At 37.7% G+C, this 19,423-nt stretch carries 13 protein-coding genes; all 13 read right to left on the bottom strand.

Annotated elements, in window-relative coordinates; translation table 11 throughout:
* Window positions 1-13: 13 nt before the first annotated feature.
* The 13 genes from HZI73_RS12840 to mutS all read right to left on the bottom strand — a co-directional run bounded on the left by HZI73_RS12840 (window position 14) and on the right by mutS (window position 19,353).
* Window positions 14-844: an ABC transporter permease gene (locus tag HZI73_RS12840; protein WP_212698616.1), complete on the bottom strand. Its 831-nt coding sequence runs from the start codon at window positions 842-844 to the stop codon at window positions 14-16.
* A gap of 42 nt (window positions 845-886) precedes the next feature.
* On the bottom strand, window positions 887-1,807 hold the full coding sequence (locus HZI73_RS12835; RefSeq protein WP_212698615.1) for an ABC transporter ATP-binding protein: 921 nt from the start codon (window positions 1,805-1,807) through the stop codon (window positions 887-889).
* Entirely contained in the window at window positions 1,808-4,153 is a 2,346-nt protein-coding gene (locus HZI73_RS12830; protein ID WP_212698614.1) for a hypothetical protein, read from the bottom strand.
* A gap of 13 nt (window positions 4,154-4,166) precedes the next feature.
* Window positions 4,167-6,959 carry a VWA domain-containing protein gene (locus tag HZI73_RS12825; RefSeq protein ID WP_212698613.1) on the bottom strand — a complete coding sequence of 931 codons (2,793 nt, stop codon included), beginning with the start codon at window positions 6,957-6,959 and terminating at the stop codon, window positions 4,167-4,169.
* 9 nt (window positions 6,960-6,968) lie between these two features.
* A complete protein-coding gene (locus HZI73_RS12820) occupies window positions 6,969-8,774 on the bottom strand; it encodes a vWA domain-containing protein (RefSeq protein WP_212698612.1) in 1,806 nt (601 codons plus the stop codon).
* 37 nt (window positions 8,775-8,811) lie between these two features.
* Window positions 8,812-9,642, bottom strand: coding sequence for a hypothetical protein (locus HZI73_RS12815; protein ID WP_212698611.1), 831 nt, complete (start codon window positions 9,640-9,642; stop codon window positions 8,812-8,814).
* Between the two features lie 25 nt (window positions 9,643-9,667).
* Window positions 9,668-10,537: a DUF58 domain-containing protein gene (locus HZI73_RS12810; RefSeq protein WP_212698610.1), complete on the bottom strand. Its 870-nt coding sequence runs from the start codon at window positions 10,535-10,537 to the stop codon at window positions 9,668-9,670.
* Window positions 10,538-10,597: 60 nt separating this feature from the next.
* A complete protein-coding gene (locus tag HZI73_RS12805) occupies window positions 10,598-11,560 on the bottom strand; it encodes an AAA family ATPase (RefSeq protein WP_246552497.1) in 963 nt (320 codons plus the stop codon).
* Window positions 11,561-11,942: 382 nt separating this feature from the next.
* Window positions 11,943-13,256: a methionine gamma-lyase family protein gene (locus tag HZI73_RS12800; protein WP_212698608.1), complete on the bottom strand. Its 1,314-nt coding sequence runs from the start codon at window positions 13,254-13,256 to the stop codon at window positions 11,943-11,945.
* 13 nt (window positions 13,257-13,269) lie between these two features.
* The gene (gene hfq, locus HZI73_RS12795) at window positions 13,270-13,497 is read right to left on the bottom strand and encodes an RNA chaperone Hfq (protein ID WP_212698607.1); all 228 of its coding nucleotides are present in this window, start codon (window positions 13,495-13,497) and stop codon (window positions 13,270-13,272) included.
* 96 nt (window positions 13,498-13,593) lie between these two features.
* Window positions 13,594-14,538, bottom strand: a complete 945-nt coding sequence (miaA, locus tag HZI73_RS12790; RefSeq protein WP_212698606.1) for a tRNA (adenosine(37)-N6)-dimethylallyltransferase MiaA — start codon at window positions 14,536-14,538, stop codon at window positions 13,594-13,596.
* Window positions 14,539-14,557: 19 nt separating this feature from the next.
* Window positions 14,558-16,609: a DNA mismatch repair endonuclease MutL gene (gene mutL / locus HZI73_RS12785; protein WP_212698605.1), complete on the bottom strand. Its 2,052-nt coding sequence runs from the start codon at window positions 16,607-16,609 to the stop codon at window positions 14,558-14,560.
* 17 nt (window positions 16,610-16,626) lie between these two features.
* A complete protein-coding gene (gene mutS, locus HZI73_RS12780; RefSeq protein WP_246552496.1) occupies window positions 16,627-19,353 on the bottom strand; it encodes a DNA mismatch repair protein MutS in 2,727 nt (908 codons plus the stop codon).
* Window positions 19,354-19,423 lie beyond the last annotated feature (70 nt).

Below are 19,423 nucleotides of genomic sequence, written 5' to 3'. Positions count from 1 at the left end.
ACACGGGGCATTTTTATCGCTTTCTCCATTTTTTTCGGATAGGATTAAGAAAATAGGCGGATAACCCTATTAAGATGATGGATAAGACAACAAATATACCTGTACTGATTAACCAAAAATTTTCATTACGACCTATCATGAATGTAAATCTTTGTATGTCACCAAACTGTTTCATCAATATCGCCCAGAAAGTTAGTCCAGGGTTGAAGTAAAGGGGCCAAAACGTTACATGCTCATAATAATGATGTGCTCTTGTCATGTCGATGTATAAAGCAGTGCCTATGAGCGTACCAACAGTAAGTACAATCATCACCAAATAGGTCATGACAATAGAAGTCAAGGTCTTCTTAAAGATGACGGAGAAAAATACCCCAAGGGCTCCAAAGAATATGGATATTACCACATAAAAGAGCACTAAATATAAAATGGATATCAGATTGATGCCACCAAATAAAAAAACAAATGAAAAAATAGGCAGTGATGCTACAATGAGTAATAACACTTGACTAATGGATGTCATGAGTTTTCCCATGATGATGGACATGGGTCTTAAATGGGTGCTTAATAAAATATCCAATGTTTGTTTTTCACGTTCAAGGGAAATGGAACCCGCTGTAATAATCGGTACAATAAAAGAGATCATCAGCACTTGTACAATCGTAATGGCTATAAACACTTCTGTAAAATTGTTACTAAAATTTATAAGACCATTTCGGTTATAGACTTGATTATAAAGCATGAGCACCACCGTTAATCCTAATAATATAATATAGGCGGTAATCATGCCCACTGTTTTCCATGTACGCATTCGAATTTTTGCTTCTTTTAAGATAATTGATTTCATTGTTTCATCCTTCCTAAGCTTAATAAGCCGAATTAATCCATCCTAAGCTTCTTTTGTAACTTCTAAGAATACATCTTCTAAGTTCTGGGTTTTCTTGTTTAAGGTAACGACGGGGATATCTTTTACAATAAGGGAACGTAACAGGTGGCTAATGTCCCTATCATCCCCTTTCACCGACGCCTCAATACGATTGCCTGTCACTGTGACAGCCTCTACATAATTAAACTCCTTTAGAATTAATTCCGCTGCATCCGGATGCTTCATGACTTCAATTTCAATGGTTTTATTATGATATACCTTGTTGGTTACATCCTCTACCGTACCATTAATAACCATGTTACCTTGGTTAATGATGCCAATGGACGTACATATTTCTGATAACTCCGATAGAATATGGGAACTGACAATAATGGTTTTACCCATATCTTTTAAAGTGTAGAGTACTTTCTTCATATCTGCCCGAGCTCGCGGGTCCATACCTGACAGGGGTTCGTCAAGGACAAGCAGCTTAGGATTATGCACAAGACATCTTGCTACACATAATTTTTGTTTCATACCCCTTGATAAATTATCCACGAAGAAATCTGCTTTATCCGTTAGGTTAACCAATTCAAGAAGATCCGCTATCATTTTATCCTTTTCACTGCCTCTAATGTTATAAATAGATGCATAAAATTCCAGGTATTCTGTTACTTTTAAATTATCATACACCCCAAAAAAATCAGGCATATAACCAATGTATTGCTTAGCCTCTCTTATGTGTGAAAGGGCATTAATACCGTTGATGGTAACCTCCCCGCTTGTGGGGTTTAACAAGCCACATACAATCCGCATGGTCGTTGTTTTTCCAGCACCATTAGGTCCTATGAATCCAAAAATCTCTCCTTCATCCACATGAAGATCAATACCCTTAAGTGCTGTGAATTTCTTATAATTTTTACGAAGTCCCTTTATGTCTAACATTTATTTTCCAATCCCTTCTACGTATATTTCAGGAATCTCTATATCATTCATATCTGATTCTAAGGTTATGTTTAAAATAATTTCTCCATCATCTGTGAGATATTGATCTAACCCGTCGCCAGTTAATGTGATGATCTCACCAATATTATCCGATAGCATGTCGCCATTCTTTAAACGAATTTCAGCTTGATACCTTCCGATAATGGGCCTGATTTTAATGGTTTTAACGTCCACTGCATCCATTGGTAATTGAAATACAAGATCATATACTTTGGCATGACTATAGTAATGATCATCCACATATTTGCCATTAACCTTACCACGTAATTCTCCAAAATTCAACACATACTGAATACCTGATTGATAGACGACAGGTTCATTCACACAGATAAGTGTTTTTTCATATTTTTTAACTTGTTTATTGTCTACCGTAAAACCTTGGTAGAAACTATGGTTTGTCCAAGCCAGCATCACCAACTGACTTTCGTTAATATTGGAATATCGTACTAACGCGTTTTTAATGCTCTGTTGTTGATCCATGATTTGCTGCTCTTGATGGGAATCAAGCTGCCATTTTCTTTCCCAAAAATACGAGTTGATGGAATCGTATGGTCCTATTGGTGTTCGATTTGTTAAGTCAATGGTTTCTCCTGCTCCTAAGTGGTCTATTTCATAAAAAAGACTTTTAAATGTCACTAAACAATCATTTAAATCAAAATCATACTGATTGGTCACTGTTCCATTAAGCCTATTGCCATCATAGATAAGTTGTGTGTCAATCTTATTGGAATCTGGCAATTCCTTAGAGGGATCAATTTCAAAATTATAGTTCCCAAACACACGTGTTTTTTTAAATTGAATGTTCGGTTGAGTACCCATTGTCTTCTCATATGCCACCTGAAAATCTTCATATACTTTAACGGCATTATCTGGATTATGATAGTAATGGCTTGTATCTATGATAGGTATCATTTCCAATCCATCAATGGATGCTACTGTTAAATTGGATTTATTCGTATTAATAACCGTACCATAACTGGCTTTTGACCCACCTGACGTGTTAAAAAGAATCATATTTACCACCTGAGATACAGGTGCTTTGATTCGCGTATTCATACCTGTAACAAACATAACGACCACAAAAGCTACAGCTAAACATGGTACCACTATCCACATGTATTGTCTCTTCTTTTTACGTTTCAAAATCAAATACAAAATAGGGTTAATAAGAAGTACGTATATGATAATAATGGTTATAATCGATGATAGTGTAGGCAGTTTTATATCAGGAATGCCCCATAAAAATGGATTCACTCTATTATGAAGCTGATACCGATAGGGCTCATAATACTTATTATATTGATCAACAGCACCTACTATGAAGTGCTTTAGCACTTCTTGTTTATAACGATAGGTATCCATTGGTGCCATGCCAAGATCAAAGGCAAATAAACGAACCATACCATTTCCTTTAGGAATATGATAAACTAGATTCTCCAGTTCTACTTGGGTTGTGGTATATGTTGCCAACTTATCACCATCAAAATTAGCAACCGTAAGTGGAATGCCACTATCAGCAGTTTCTTCTATTGGCTGACCTATCACGGTATTTAGTGTATGAACAGGTACTTCACGGGTATCCGTAACACGAATCATCGGTAAAAAGTCTTCCAATGTTGACAGGGTCTTGGTATATCTGGCACCAGTACCTAAGATTAATTGACCCCCATTGCCTACCCATTTTTTTAGGGTATCCAGTTGATTTTTTTGTAGTTGAGATAAATCATAATTGTTAACGACTAACGTATCGAACATATGTATGCCAAATATATTATCTGGAAAATTCTGATGATCAAGGGGTATCTTTACAAATTCTCCTGGCGGCTGAATATAAGAGATAGCATCACGATCATCGGATAAAATCCCCATGATGGTTTTATCTTTAAAAACACCCTGTAAAAAAGGCAGTTTAATTGTCTGATTATAAACCTCTTTTCCATCTTCCATAAGAATGACCCGTAACATGTCTAAATCCTGTGATACACTGTTCATGGTGAATTCCACGTCTTTTTGACCATCTTTTTCAAGACTTACCCTTTGTTTTAGTATGGCATCTTTGTCATAACTAACATGATACCTGATAATTACTTCACCATCAAAGGCATCGGACCCATTGGTTATATGAATGGTTAGAGGCAAGTAATCACCGTATCGAAAAACATTGTTATAACCAAACTCAACTTCCACATCGATGTTTCTATCATTTGCTGCATGGGTGCCCAGATTCCCTAGTACCATGAGTAGCATGAGTAGCATTCCCATGACTACGTGTCTCATCCTTTTCATATGCATATCTCCTCTATTTCTTCTTATTTAAACTACCTAAAAGTTGATCCGTATTCAGTCCACCGGATGCTTGCTGTGCCTCCTTGGACTTGGATGGTTTGGAATTCTTTTTTGATAGGTTGTCTTTTTCATGACTTTTTATTTGTTGCTCAATAACTTCAACAGGTTTATGACTTTTATTATCATGGTCCATAACCTTTTTATTTTTTTGTCTATTACTTCCTATGGCCTTACGGTATATATAACCTATGCCACGACTCATAGGGGCAACGATGCGTCGTTGAAGCTTCGTCATCACATTGAGTCTTCGCATGGCGATATCCACGATCCAAATGATCATAGCCATGATGAGAAGTCCATTAACCACACTCTTTTTGCTCTTCACTGGATGATCCAAAGGACCAAATACGTCTTCGGCACGTTGAATGTATGCGCCACCTACTTGATCAACAAAATGCTTAAAGGTGGTAGCCTTAGCAACTTTATATTCTTCTGAGTAAGGCACTGTGATGCCACCTAAACCCGTTGCTAATACTTGTTCTTCATCTTTTTGAACACCTTTTAACATATAAGACCCTATTTCATCTGGTAAAAAACGACCTCGATAAACGCCCTTTCTAACAGGCTCTAGGTTAAGGGTTATGTTTTTATTGGAAGGCGTTTGTACCTGAACGGATGTGTCCAGTAACTGGTCATCTTCACCTGATGTGGTTAAGGTTACTTCTACTTCACCATCCTTAAGAGTACTCTCCAACTCAATGGGTTCTCTGGAGTAATTCTCGATGGTGTAATGGATGATATTCTGCCAGAGGATGTGGTTACGCCCCCATGCATTATACTCACGACTCCATTGACCCGATAAATCAGAAGTCCAGGCTACTGTTTTCCCTAGTCCATATTGCCAAGATACCAGTATAGGGTCTTTCACCGGGCTTGTCAATAATACCGTTGCTGCGTCTTTTGGTGATGTACCTACATAACCATGTAACGGTGGTAAACCTTCATCATATACACTGGATAAAATACTGTGATACGATGTGATTTCTGGGGTAAACGTCATGTTATTTAAGTATGTGCGTGTGGCTAAAAATGCTTCTTTTGCAAATATACGGGGAATGCTGAGACCATCCTTGGTGAGATAAAAACGTCCATTACCTGAGGATGCCAAGTAACTCAACAATCCAATATCCGTATCTGAACCAATACCAACCGTTGATAAGGTTATTTTATTGTCATTCATGTTGGTAAGTAAACCTTCATAGCCTGTATTTTCTGCTTGACCATCTGTGAGTAAGATAACATGCTTAATTTCAGCTTTGCTAAGGGAAAGTTTCTCATAAGCTTCTCTTAGGGCAGGAAGTATGGATGTACCACCACCTTGCTGAATACCTAGGATGCTTTCTTGTATACTTTCACGGTTTTCAGCCTTTTGGAGATCAACCACATTATAAGCTTTATCATCAAAGGCTACCACACCAATCTCATCTCGATCTTCTAATACGTCAAGGGTTCTTACAGCCGCTTCTTTGGCAAGCTTGAGATTAATACCTGCCATACTGCCGGATTTATCAATCACAAGCATCATGGCAACTGATGGTTTATCTTTTATGCCGCGCATATGCATGTTCACAGGCAGAACCGTCTCTAATGGGGTTTTATAGTAACCACCAAGGGCAAAGGCATTCTCTCCGCCTACAGCCACCATACCGCCCCCAAAATCTTTCACGTAATGTTCTAATTGTTCAAGAAAGCCATTGTCCAACTTATCTGCTGATACATTACACAACATAATACTTTTATAGGTTAACAAGTTTTCCAGTTGGGTTGGTGCAGTATGACTGGCCATGCTGTCATATTCAAGGCCCAGACTATCTGCTATTTTTTCTAACTGTACTGCATCATTCTCTTCATCATACAATATAAGAATCTTTGGACTGGTTTCCACCAATGTATAGGCGGAGTAGCTGTTATTGATGGTCATGGTATCATGGACTGGCTCAATCAATAACTCATAGTTGACAAAACCCATTTTCTTAGCGGTATCGTGCAACACATATTTGTTTGACCCTTGGTTAAGGGACATGGTTTCTGTCACCAGCTTTTCTCCATCTGCTATGAGGGTTACTTTTGTTTCTGTGTCCACAGTAGCATATATATCCATATGCACTTGAAACTGCTCCCCTAGATTAACTTTTTGAGGTATATAGAAGCTGTCCACATAAACCTCATCGTTTATCTGCGATTCTAATAATTTTACCTTAATATCAATTTTTTGTTCCTTTATGGCATGAACAAGTGTACCCACATCGCCTTTGTTTTCTTTTCCATCTGTCAGCAAGACAATCCGTTTATTGGTGTCTTTTGGCATCATGGTCATGCTTTTAACAAGCCCTTGTTCAATATCTGTATGGGAAGTGTTAATGGGACTGTCAAGAATGTTCCCTGTAAGGTTATCTGTTACCTCCCCTTCTAATTCCACATCTTTTCCAAAAACAACAGAGGCTACACGGTCTTCCTCCTGTTTACTTTGCATTGCCTCCAGAATAAATTGCTTCATATCCTCTTCATTGCCTGAAACACTGTTAGATAAATCCGATAAGAAGATCGTCGTTGTATCCTTTGACATGTTAACAATGGACATATCTGCTAAAGCCAATATCAGGCATAATAGAAAAATTCCCCGTATGGTTAAGATAAGATATTTCTTAACTTTATTCGTATGATATTTTCTTGAAAGAAAGATGACTATTCCCAACATCAAGGGATACAATAACAGCAGCCATGCCCTCGTAAATTCAATCCTCATGTGACACCTCTAACCTTTAACATATTTTTTCCACTCATATAACGAAACCATCAGAGCCATCACAATAAACAGTTTTATAAAATCTGTCTTCTGCTCTCTACGATTAGTGCCCTTTGTCTCTTGTTTCTCCTGAACACTCACCACTTCTTCAATGTCCGATTCTAATCGGGTGTGATAACCTACGGCTATGACATCTATTTTCTTTTCTTGTTCATGATTCTCTTGAACCAGTCTATAAAGGCCTAATGCCTGGGTTTCATCATAATACGTCGTGGGATATTGAATGGCCAGATTTGTTTTTTTATTCTCCGGATCAAGTATATGAGCTGTTTTTGTTGTGCTTAGTGGTTCAAAAGCAATACGATCACCTGCAAAATACTTGGTAACTTGTTCTGATCCATCACCTAACAAGTGTCCTAACAGCCGGTCCATAACTACTGGAAAACTCATACTAACTGGGAAATCACTATTATGAATAGCAAAAGACAAGATACTATATTTCCTGCCATCTATTTGCCCAATGGCCATGATCGGCTGACCACCCACACCAGCTATAGGCTGCATATCCCCATGCATACCAATAGGTGAATAGGCAGAAGCCACAAACTGTTCCTTCATGATATATTTGGTGATAGGGTGCTCCTCAAAGGATACAAGACCACTTTTTTTAGCAGCCTCTGTTGTATAATAACCTTCTACTTCCGGTATATTCACAAACATCAGATGACCTTCAGATGGAATACTTACAGGTCTTATACCATCAAATATATAGAGATCATAGGTATCTTCCGTCATGTCAGCTGTATTGGTTTTATATAACTCATAACGTCCTGTTGCCAAGATACCTTTTTCTAGAAATATGTTACCTTCTGTGACCAATAATACTCTCTTCGTTTGTTCTTTATTCAAGATACTGTACCGTTTATTATCTTCTATGATTAAATCTTTTTCTTGTATTTCACCATAAATAATGTCCCCATTATAAGTGATACCATCTAAGAAAATACTTTTGCTTTCCCTTGGCCCTAAGGTTATTTCTTGTCCTTTTAGCAGTTGATCATCTTCTGTAAATAGCTGCAAATGAACCGTTGCATTCTTTTTGTAACGATTTGTTACCTTAGCAAGTACTTCAATGGCATCATTTTCTTGTCTATGGGTTGACATATAGTCAAGGCTTACATTTGTATCTGGCTGGTTAATAATCTCCGTATACACCTGTTCATCCTCTATACTTGTATCTGTATACACCCTAATACCATAGGCTTCAAAGCTCTCTGCTATGGAACGAATAAAAGGTATATGATCCACAATTTTCTCTGCCCCATAAGACGGTTTTATTGCTTTTATGGCTTTCAAAACACTTTCTTTATCATCGCTTCCAGATACAATAAGATTGACATTGTTTCCAACAGTGATGAGCGTAACAGGTGTACCATCTATTAAGTCTTTAACCCGATTACTGGCTGACTTTTTAGCATGTGCTAATCGTGACATATTCTGATCGTAGACTGCATTCATACTGGCACTTGTGTCCATGACAATAATCTCCGCTTCACCTACCTCATTTTCTTGATACAGGTAGGGTTGAGCCAATGCACCAACAAGAAGAATAGCCATTAGAATCTGTAAAATCATCAAGATATTCTTCCTTAACCTTTGCCAAGGTGTTTGCACCTCATCATCCTTCGTTGCCATATCCCAGAGAAAGGTACTGGCAACTTTCTTTTCTTCAAAATTCTGTTTTAATATATACATGAGTATGATTATAGGAATGGACAAAAGCCCCCATAAAGCATACGGATTACCAAAACGCATAACGACACATCCCTCTTAGACCTCAAAAGTTGAAAATTTAATTCCATAGATAGCATTGTTCTTCACTGTTCCAGATAATACTATCTTTATGTTTATGTAGCCAAGCCTCTAGTTGCTGCTCTAATTTATCCAAAGGCATATGCCAATTAATATCAGAAAATAACCTTAATATGCTTTTTAAATGATTAATGCGTGTTTGCGCATAATATTTATTACGACTAATATGTCTCACATACATGTCAATATTTGTTGGAAACAAACCATACATAACTTTTCTACCCATATCATATTGGATAGGCTTAAAATCAGTATCCTTCCATAATTTTAATCTTCTTATTTTCCCTTTATCCATTAATTCATTAATAGAATGATATCTTTGTTCGGGAACAATCCAACCTTCAATCATATCAGGTACTATATGTGCTATAAAACCATGTAAAGCAGAAGACATATATTCAAATGTTCGAGCTTTCTCTGGTTGAACTAAGGCTTCATGAGCGCTGTGGTTAAGTACCGCTGTCATTGTATTTGCTGTTCTGTTATTCACAACTAACCCATAATAGCTTTTCAAATATTGACTTGGGTTTGGTCCAAATCCTTCTATGTAAGTCAAAGTATTTTCATAACCTGTTTTAAAATATAGCTTTTGGTCCTTTAAAGTACATATCTGCATTTCTTGAGAATAAACCCTTGCCATGTCAATCAGTTCAGGATGGGTGATCGGTATAGCAGACTTATAGCCTGAAATTGATACTGAAATATACTGTTCATCTCTGCATCTTGGCTTGGTTAATCCTTCTTTATCAAGTTCTTCAATGTATTTTATATCCGTTCCATAGTAGATAGTACCTCTATCATTTACATGCATAGTATTCTCCACCTTATGTAATCTTTTATAGTGTTACAAAACTTCCTAATAACTCTTCTAAAATAATCTTCTCAATAGAGTCCCTTGCATTGACAGAAACATAATGTGCATCATATTTATAACTGATATCTTTCATGTGATGCTGAAACTTATCTAATGCAAGCTGATATTTACTAAGTAGTTGAGGCGTCATCATGAGATTTTTTTCTTCACCGGTTTCACTGTCTGTTAGTTTCAAACGACCATCTAACTGGGGGTTTAACTCTTCTTCGGATAAGACATGAAGCAATAAGACCTGTTGACGTTTGTAACGTAAGAATTTCACAATGTCCTCCATCTCATCTTCTATAAAAAAATCCGATATAATGATACTAAGACCACTCCCCTGGACATGCATACGTTTTATGTTATCCAAGCGTGAAGAAGCACCCTGAAATGATATCCTTTCTAGGTAATGCATATAATGTCCGAAAGCATGTTTGCCTTGTCCCAAAAAGACATTTTCCTCGCCTGCATGAAGGGGATTTAACAGTACCTTGTCCAAATGATTAAGGGCCAGATAAGAGAACGCTCCTGCCAACCGCAGTGCCATCATGTCCTTTCCCCCATAAGACATGGATTTGCTATTATCTATGAATAAGCGAATAATCGCTTCTTTTTCCTCCATAAAAAGTTTCACATATAATTTCTTGAATCGCCCATAAGCATGCCAATCAATACGACGAAAGTCATCAGAAGGTACATATTTTCGGTAATCTGAAAACTCCACAGACATACCTTTAGCCTTGGATTTGCGATTGCCTGCTCCTCCATGACTCATTAACGCCGTAACATGCACCGATAAGCGCTCTAGTTTATTTAAAAAATCGGATGTAAATATTTGTTCGTTCATCATTTCGCTCCTAGTGAATATGGATTCAACATTGTAAGACGCTATACTAAACTTTGATATAGCTTATGCTTTGATAGCTTGTAATAGCTGGGCAATAAAACCATCAGCGTCGATACCATCTGCTAACGCTTCAAAATTGAGAAGAAGTCGGTGTCTAAGACATGGTAGGGCGACATATTTGATATCGTCAAAAGATACGTTATAACGACCTTCTAATAGGGCATTGGCTTTAGCCGCTTTTAAGATGCTCTGAGCAGCACGTGGACCTGCTCCATACTTTAGATATTTTTTTGTCATGTCGGGTGCTTCAGCCATATTGCCATGAGTCGCAACAACCAGTTTAAGTGCATACTCTTTTACATATTTAGCAACTGGTACTTGCCTTATATAGGTCCTAATCTGAAGGATATCTTCACCATCCATGATCTTCTGAGGTTCACTCCCATGCTCCTCAACTGTTAAGTCCATGATTTCTGATAACTCGTCAAGGGTAGGAAATTTAACTAATGTCTTGAACATAAAACGATCCATCTGAGCTTCTGGTAGAGGATAAGTCCCTTCCATCTCAATGGGGTTCTGGGTAGCTAGTACAATAAATGGTTTGGGCAATTCATATGTTGTGTTACCCACGGTAACGGTCATTTCCTGCATGGCTTCTAACATAGCCGATTGTGTTTTAGGTGTTGCCCGGTTAATTTCATCTGCTAAGACAAGATGAGCAAATATAGGTCCTTGCTGGTATTGAAAATACCCTTTCCCATGGTTATCTTCCATAAACATATTGGTACCAACAACGTCTGCTGGCATTAAATCTGGTGTAAACTGGATTCTTGAAAACGATAAATCAAGGACCTTTGACAAGGTTTTTACCAATTGGGTTTTACCCAGTCCTGGAACACCTTCCAACAAAATATTGCCACCTGTAAAAATCCCCAATAGCACTTGTCTTATGATTTCCTTTTGACCAATAATCCCCTTAGCTATTTCATCTTCGACCTGACGAATACGCTGTATAACGTCCTTCATGGCTTCCTCATTCATGTTTATTGTACCTTCCTTCACTTCTTTATTTTAGCTCCTATAATCTATGAGAAGTATAATGCTTATTAATTCCTATGTATTTATCATACACAAATTTAAGCTTCTTTTAAATGATACAAAAGATTTATTAAAATTTATCTTTATATATATTAAATTATCATTAAGTTTCGCCCTTGAGTTCTCTCAAATTCATCCTTCACTATAAAAAGTGTACCAGCCTAAGCCAGTACACTTTATATAAAAGCCCCATGTAGGATATACATGAAACCTTGTTGTAAAGAGAATTCTTCAATTCTCTAACTTAGGAAATAGCACCAACACGTTTCATTTCCTATTGATTACCGTATCTTCAAGTGACAAAGCACTTTTATGATTTACTATATTCAGGTGCTGACGATAATGTGACACATCCTGTATCGAGCATTTTTTGTAAAGCTTTCATAACACCAAACTTTGCATGGTGCCAAGATAAACCCCCTTGAAAAAACACCGTATAAGGTGGTTTGATGGGAGCGTCAGCACTGAGTTCAATGGATGAGCCCTGTACAAATGCCCCGGCAGCCATAATCACTTCTGAATCATAACCCGGCATAGCCCATGGTTCAGGCACAACATAACTGTCTACAGCAGCAGCAGCTTGTATGCCTTGACAAAAAGCAATGACACTTTCAGGGGAACCCAGTTCAATGGCTTGGATAATATCATGACGAGGTTCGTGAGCATCTGGCAAGACACTGAAACCTAATGTATCAAATACTGTGGCTGCAAAAATAGCTCCTTTTAACGCACCTGCTACAACTTGAGGTGCCATGAAAAGACCTTGAAAAAAGGCTTGATTAAGACCAAGGGTTGCACCTACTTCTTTACCAAGTCCAGGAGCTGTTAAACGATTAGCGGCATGCTCAATACATGTTTCGGTACCTACAATATACCCTCCTATAGGTGCTAATCCACCTCCAGGATTCTTAATCAGAGAACCTACTGCCATATCTGCACCAACTTCTGTTGGTTCTATGGTATCCACAAACTCACCGTAGCAGTTATCCACCATACAGATTACATCTTGTTTAATTGTTTTTACAAAAGCGATAATCTCACCTATTTGCTTCACAGAGAGGGTGGGACGTGTGTCATAACCTTTTGACCGCTGAATGGTAACCAGCTTTGTTTGAGGTCCTATTGCCGCTTTTACACCATCATAGTCAATCTGTCCATCTTCTAATAACTCAACTTGTCGATAGGTTATACCATACTCTTTAAGTGAGCCTTTTGTTTCTCTTATACCAATTACTTCTTCTAATGTATCATAGGGTTTACCCACAGGTGATAATATTTCATCACCTGGCCTAAGATTACCGGATAAAGCAATGGTTAAAGCGTGGGTACCGGATATAAGTTGTGGTCTGACTAAAGCAGCTTCTGTATGAAATACAGAAGCATATACACTTTCTAATGTTTCTCGACCGAGATCATTATAACCATATCCAGTTGTAGCAGCAAAATGAACATCGCTTACTTGGTGCCTTTGCATGGCTGTAAGGACTTTTAATTGGTTACATTCTGCTACATCCTCTATGCTGTCAAACCTTTCTCTTAACCCTTGTTCAATGTGTTTACAGTATACATAAACCCTGTTATCTATACCCAGCTCTTGATACATCTTTTGTGATAAATCTGTCATTCACTCAATCCTTTTAGTCGTCAACACTAAGAGATACTTCTCTTGAAGGAATAACTGTGGATATAGCATGCTTATATATCATTTGCTGTTTTCCTTCTGTTTCTAAGATCACAATAAAGTTATCAAAACCTTTTACATAACCTTTTAATTGAAATCCATTCGTTAAATATACGACAACTGTCGTCTTATCTTTTCTTACTTGATTTAGAAACAAATCTTGTAAATTAATTGGTTTACTCATCTTATCGCCCCCCAATGTATTTTATTTATAGGATATTAAACCAAATATCTATTCATATGTGCATTGCTAATTTTATAGGTTTCTAATACTATTGTATTATATTATTCCCATTTCTTCAACATCTTTTAGTATTTTCTTTAAAATTACTTCTGTCTGCATATTATAATCATCCACATGTATCCATCGTACATTTTTTTCCCTTTTAAACCATGTTAACTGACGTTTAGCAAAATGTCTTGTATCACGCTTTAAAATATAAATGGCTTCATCTAGGTCATATTCCCCATCCAAGTACCCATAGATTTCTTTGTAACCTAATCCTTTCATGGATACTAAGTTTCTTGAATAGCCCATGTCTTTTAATTGCTTTACTTCATTAACCAACCCATCCTCAATCATTCTGTCAACGCGATAATCAATACGTTCATAGAGTAAGGGTCTATCCATGGTTAGTACATAGAATAATAGATTATATGGAGAAGTCTTTCTCCTCTCCTTTTCATTATGAACAGAAATGGGTTCACCTGTATCACGATAATATTCCAATGCTCGAATGATGCGTTTTAGATTATTGGCATGAATTTTCTCATAGGAAGCTGGATCAATAGCTTTTAGCATCTCATGAACATAATTGTTACCTTTTTCACAAGCCAATTGTTCAAGTTCTTTCCTGTAAGCCATATCCTTTGTTGTATCATCAAATGTGATATCATAGATTAACGACTGAATATAAAAGCCCGTTCCGCCTACTAAAATGGGTATCTTGCCATTTTCTCTAATTCTCTCCATGCTGTCTTTTGCCAACTTTTGAAATATATGCACACTAAAATCTTCATCTGGATTAAGGGTATCCACTAAATAATGCTTTATGCCCGCTGCTTCCTCTTCCGTCACCTTAGCTGTTCCAATGTCCATATACTTGTACACCTGCATGGAATCAGCCGATATCACTTCACCACCTATGCTTTTCGCTAGGTTAATGGATAAACTGGTCTTACCTACCGCAGTGGGTCCAGCGATAACAATTAACGGCTTCTTCATGGTATATCACTCCTTGGTCTTACTGTATTCGCTTAAATTTCTTTTCTAGTTCATATTGGGTCATGGATATAATGGTTGGTCGTCCATGGGGACAAGTATAAGGATTCTCAAGGGATAATAGTTCATCAAATAATTTCTCATATTCCACTAGGGATAACCTATCATGGGCCTTAACTGCGGCTTTACAAGCCATGGTAGCTACATCTTTTAGAATAACTTTGTATTTATCCTGTTTATAATGATCATCCAGCCCATCCAATATGTCTAAAAATTGATCTGCTGTTAGCGACTTGGTAAAGATATAAGGCACACTCCTAATGGCATAAGCATCTTTCCCAAAAGGTTCAATTTCAAAACCCAACTCCTGAAAGACTTCCATGTAATCTTTAATAAGCTGAATTTCTTTCATGGATACGTGAATTATGAGTGGTTGCAACAAGCCTTGAGACATTACCCCAGAATGGGCTAATTCATCCATCAGTCGTTCATAGAGAACCCTTTCGTGAGCTGCGTGTTGATCAATGAAATAGAATTTTCCTTCTAATTCTACAATCCAATAGGTATTGAATAATTGTCCTATGATTTTATGATGTTTGAGGGTCTTTTTATCCACCAGTTTAGCATCAAATAATAACCCTTGCTCATTGGGTATCTGATGGGTCTTGTCTTCTGATTGCTCATGTATTTGTACCTGTTTTTGCTGTACCGATTTTTCTCCCACATATACTTGGTCCAGTTGATCAAGTGCTTTACGATTCCCAATAACCGCATTTTGTTTGATGTGACCATCCATAGTAGTCTTGTGTAATGGCTTCTTAAGATCGTTAGCCTTTGGATAATCAGGGGTCTGCTCCTTAATACTGCTCATATTTGAAGATTGTGTGGTATGAAAGTGTTCTTTATTAGCAACTGGCATAGGTGTCTGTATGTCTTGTTTACGGTCATGTATCGGTGTTTGTATATTTGCCGTTTGACTGGATTGCTGTCTTCGTTTATGTTCAAATGGTTCTGGAAGGCGCTTATCGTAAGTTCTTCCGTCAGATCCTGTTTTGGGTTTATCAAAAGGCACTTCTGGAATGAGATCCACTTGGCGAAGATGTTGATGAATACCATTTTTAATCACCTCATAGATTTCCATCTCATTGTGAAAACGTATTTCCATCTTATTCGGATGAACATTCACATCAATTAAGTCCGGATTAATCTGCATATGCAATACCACAAAAGGGTATTTATGAACTGTCAACTTTGTCTTATAGCCATCCTCAATAGCTCTCATCATCAGCTTGCTCTTTACATACCGGCCATTGATATAGTAAGTCTCATAAGTTCGATTGGCTCGACACAATTGTGGTTTTCCGATAAAGCCATGGATATCAAAATCATGACCTTCCACAGCAAAAGGCATGATGTTTTTCACGATTTCTTTGTCATACACATTCAGAATACAATCCTTAAGTACATTATTACCGGAAGTATGTAATTTTATGGCGTTATTATAGATAAATTTAAAGGATATACCCATATGGCCTAGTGCCAATTTATTGACGAACTCACTAATATGAGCCCCTTCTGTAGCGGGTTTCTTTAGAAACTTTTTTCGTGCAGGGGTGTTATAAAATAAGTTTTTAATGATGATCGTCGTCCCTTCTGGGCATCCAATTTCCTCCATGGACATTTCCTGACCACCTTCAATCACGTAACGAATACCCGTCAAATCATCATAGGTTTTGGTAATCACTTCTATTTGAGAAACGGCGGCAATGCTGGCCAAGGCCTCACCGCGAAAACCAAGTGAAGATACGGTCATCAAATCTTCTATGGATTTTATTTTACTGGTCGAATGACGTACAAACGCAGTTTGTATATCTTTTTTAGGGATACCTATACCATTGTCTGTTATACGGATAAAGGATATTCCACCTTCCTTTATTTCAACGGTAATAGCACTAGCTCCTGCATCAATAGCATTCTCCACAAGCTCTTTGACAACGGATGCTGGTCTTTCGACGACTTCCCCAGCGGCAATTTTGTTTATGGTATGTTGGTCCAGTAACTTAATTTCTGGCATTTAACCGACCTCCTTAACTAGGATAAGGCTTTTTTATGTAAGGCATAGAGCTTATTGAGGGCATCCATTGGTGTCATCTCTACGATATTTAGTTCCTGTAATTCCTCAATTAACGCACTGTGCTCACTGTTCATATCAAACAAGCCTAATTGAATAGGTTCTTTTACTTGTTCTTCAGGCTCTTTATGTATAAGTTGTTCTTGCTGCACTTCTTCTTTATATATGGGTTCTATTCTATCTTCATTTTGTGTCATATTGGTTACAGCAATCTCAGCAGCCAAACTGTTTTCAGCAATTCGCTCTGCGTTCTTGGTAATATCTGCGTCACTTAACTCGGATAGCAATACTTGTGCACGACGTATTACTTCCATGGGTACACCTGCTAATTTGGCTACTTGTATACCGTAGCTGTTGTTTGCATTCCCTTTCATAATCTTTCTTAGGAAGATAATGTCTTCTCCTTTTTCTTTCACGGCTATACAGTAGTTCTCCACACCATCCACAGTGCCCTCAAGCTCTGTTAATTCATGATAATGGGTTGCGAACAAGGTCTTCGCACCAATTTTATGCTTATTGACAATGTATTCCACTACAGACCATGCAATGCTAAGCCCGTCAAAGGTACTGGTCCCTCTACCAATCTCATCAAGGATCAGTAAGCTGTTCTTGGTAGCATTACGGAGAATATTGGCGACTTCCGTCATCTCCACCATAAATGTACTCTGACCAGAAGCTAGGTCATCGGATGCACCAACTCGGGTGAATATCCGATCAACAATACCGATATGTGCTTCCCCTGCTGGCACAAAACTGCCAATCTGAGCCATCAACACAATAAGGGCTGCTTGCCGCATATATGTGGATTTACCTGCCATATTAGGGCCTGTAATAATGGAAAAGCGGCTTTTTTCTTGATTGAGAAACGTATCATTAGGGATAAACATATCGTTATTCATCATTTTTTCCACAACAGGATGGCGGCCGTCTTTTATATCGATAACCCCTTCTGTATTAAGGGAAGGTCGGGTGTATTGGTTTCTTGTTGCAACTTCTGACAGGGATGTAATCACGTCTAAGATGGCAACACGGTAAGCTGTCTCCTTAATCCGCCCTACTTCTGCCCCAATTTTATGTCTAAGTTCAACGAACAGTTCATATTCAAGAGCAACTATCTTTTCCTCTGCCCCTAGAATGGTATTTTCCATTTCTTTTAGCTCCGGTGTGATGTACCTCTCCGAATTAGCCAGAGTCTGTTTTCTTACATAGCGTTCTGGTACTAAATTTAAGTTAGATCTGGTCACATCAATATAATAACCAAATACTTTGTTGAATTTAATTTTTAGGTTCTTAATGCCCGTTAAGTCTTTTTCCTTGGCTTCTAATTCGGCTATCCACTGCTTGCCACGGGTACATGCTTCTTGGAGTTTATCCACTTGGGGATGATAACCTGTCTTGATAATGCCTCCTTCTTTTACTGAAATAGGCGGTTCATCGACAATACCTTTCTCAATGAGGTCAAAAAGGTCACTTAGATCATCAAATGTATCTTTAATCTGGTTTAAATAGGCTGTTCCTGTTTCTTGAAGCAGTTTCTTAATAAAGGGCAACATCTCCAAGGACGTTTTGAATGCGATTAAATCCCGGCAATTTGCTGTCTTAAGACTAATCTTACTCATAAGACGCTCTAAATCATAGATAGGACCTAAAAACTCTTTTAATTCTTCACGTACCATGGGCTTATGTATCAACTCTTCTATGGCATCCAAACGCCCTTCAATCTGGTCCTTGGATACCAAGGGTTGTTCAATCCATTTCCTTAGAAGTCTTGACCCCATTGCTGTTTTGGTTTTATCAAGGACCCATAGGAGTGATCCTCTGCGTTCCTTTTCTCTTAAGGTTTCCACCAGCTCAAGGTTTCGCCTGGAGGATAGGTCAATCATCATATAAGAGTCAGCTAAATAGGGTGTTAACTTGGTAATATGGTCAATGGAACTCTTTTGTGTATTATACAGATATTCAAGTAATGCTCCTACAGCGGATACACCTGACGTATAGTCTTTCATGCCAAGACCATCAATGGTACCAATATGGAACTGTTCTTTTACTTTATTTTCTGAACGATCATAGTCAAAATACCATTCCTCTTCCACATTTACATAAGCATGAAAACGGTTTTTGATCTCATCCACCATCTCTGCTTGATCACCAACTATTGCATTGCAGATAATTTCTGATGGTGAAAATTTTGCAATCTCATCCATCAGCTTTCGATGTTCTGTTACTTCTGTTACGAAGAAATCACCTGTGGTAATATCCACAAATGCTATACCATAACATCCTTTGTGATAATAGATACTCATCAAGTAATTATTCTTGGTCTCATCAAGGGACTGCATATTCAGATTGGTTCCAGGGGTGACAATACGTACCACATCTCTTTTAACAATACCCTTTGCCTGCTTAGCATCTTCAACTTGTTCACAGATGGCTACTTTGTAACCTTTGTTTATCAGCTTATTGATATAGTTTTCAGAAGAATGATGAGGTACACCACACATGGGTGCACGCTCTTCTTGTCCACAATCCCTTCCTGTTAAGGTAATGCCCAATTCCCTTGATGCTGTTATAGCATCATCGAAAAACATCTCATAGAAATCTCCCATACGAAAGAACATGATACAGTCTTGATGGTGTTTTTTAATATCCATATATTGTTGCATCATCGGTGATAATTTTTTCTTCATTTGTAACCTCTTTTCATGATACGATGTAAACATATGGCGTGTTTATGTTTACTATCCATAGTTCTATTTT

This window comes from Vallitalea pronyensis (assembly GCF_018141445.1).
GTDB lineage: Bacteria > Bacillota > Clostridia > Lachnospirales > Vallitaleaceae > Vallitalea > Vallitalea pronyensis.
Note: the sequence above shows the minus strand (reverse complement) of the source record. Positions and strands in the feature narration are given on the sequence as shown.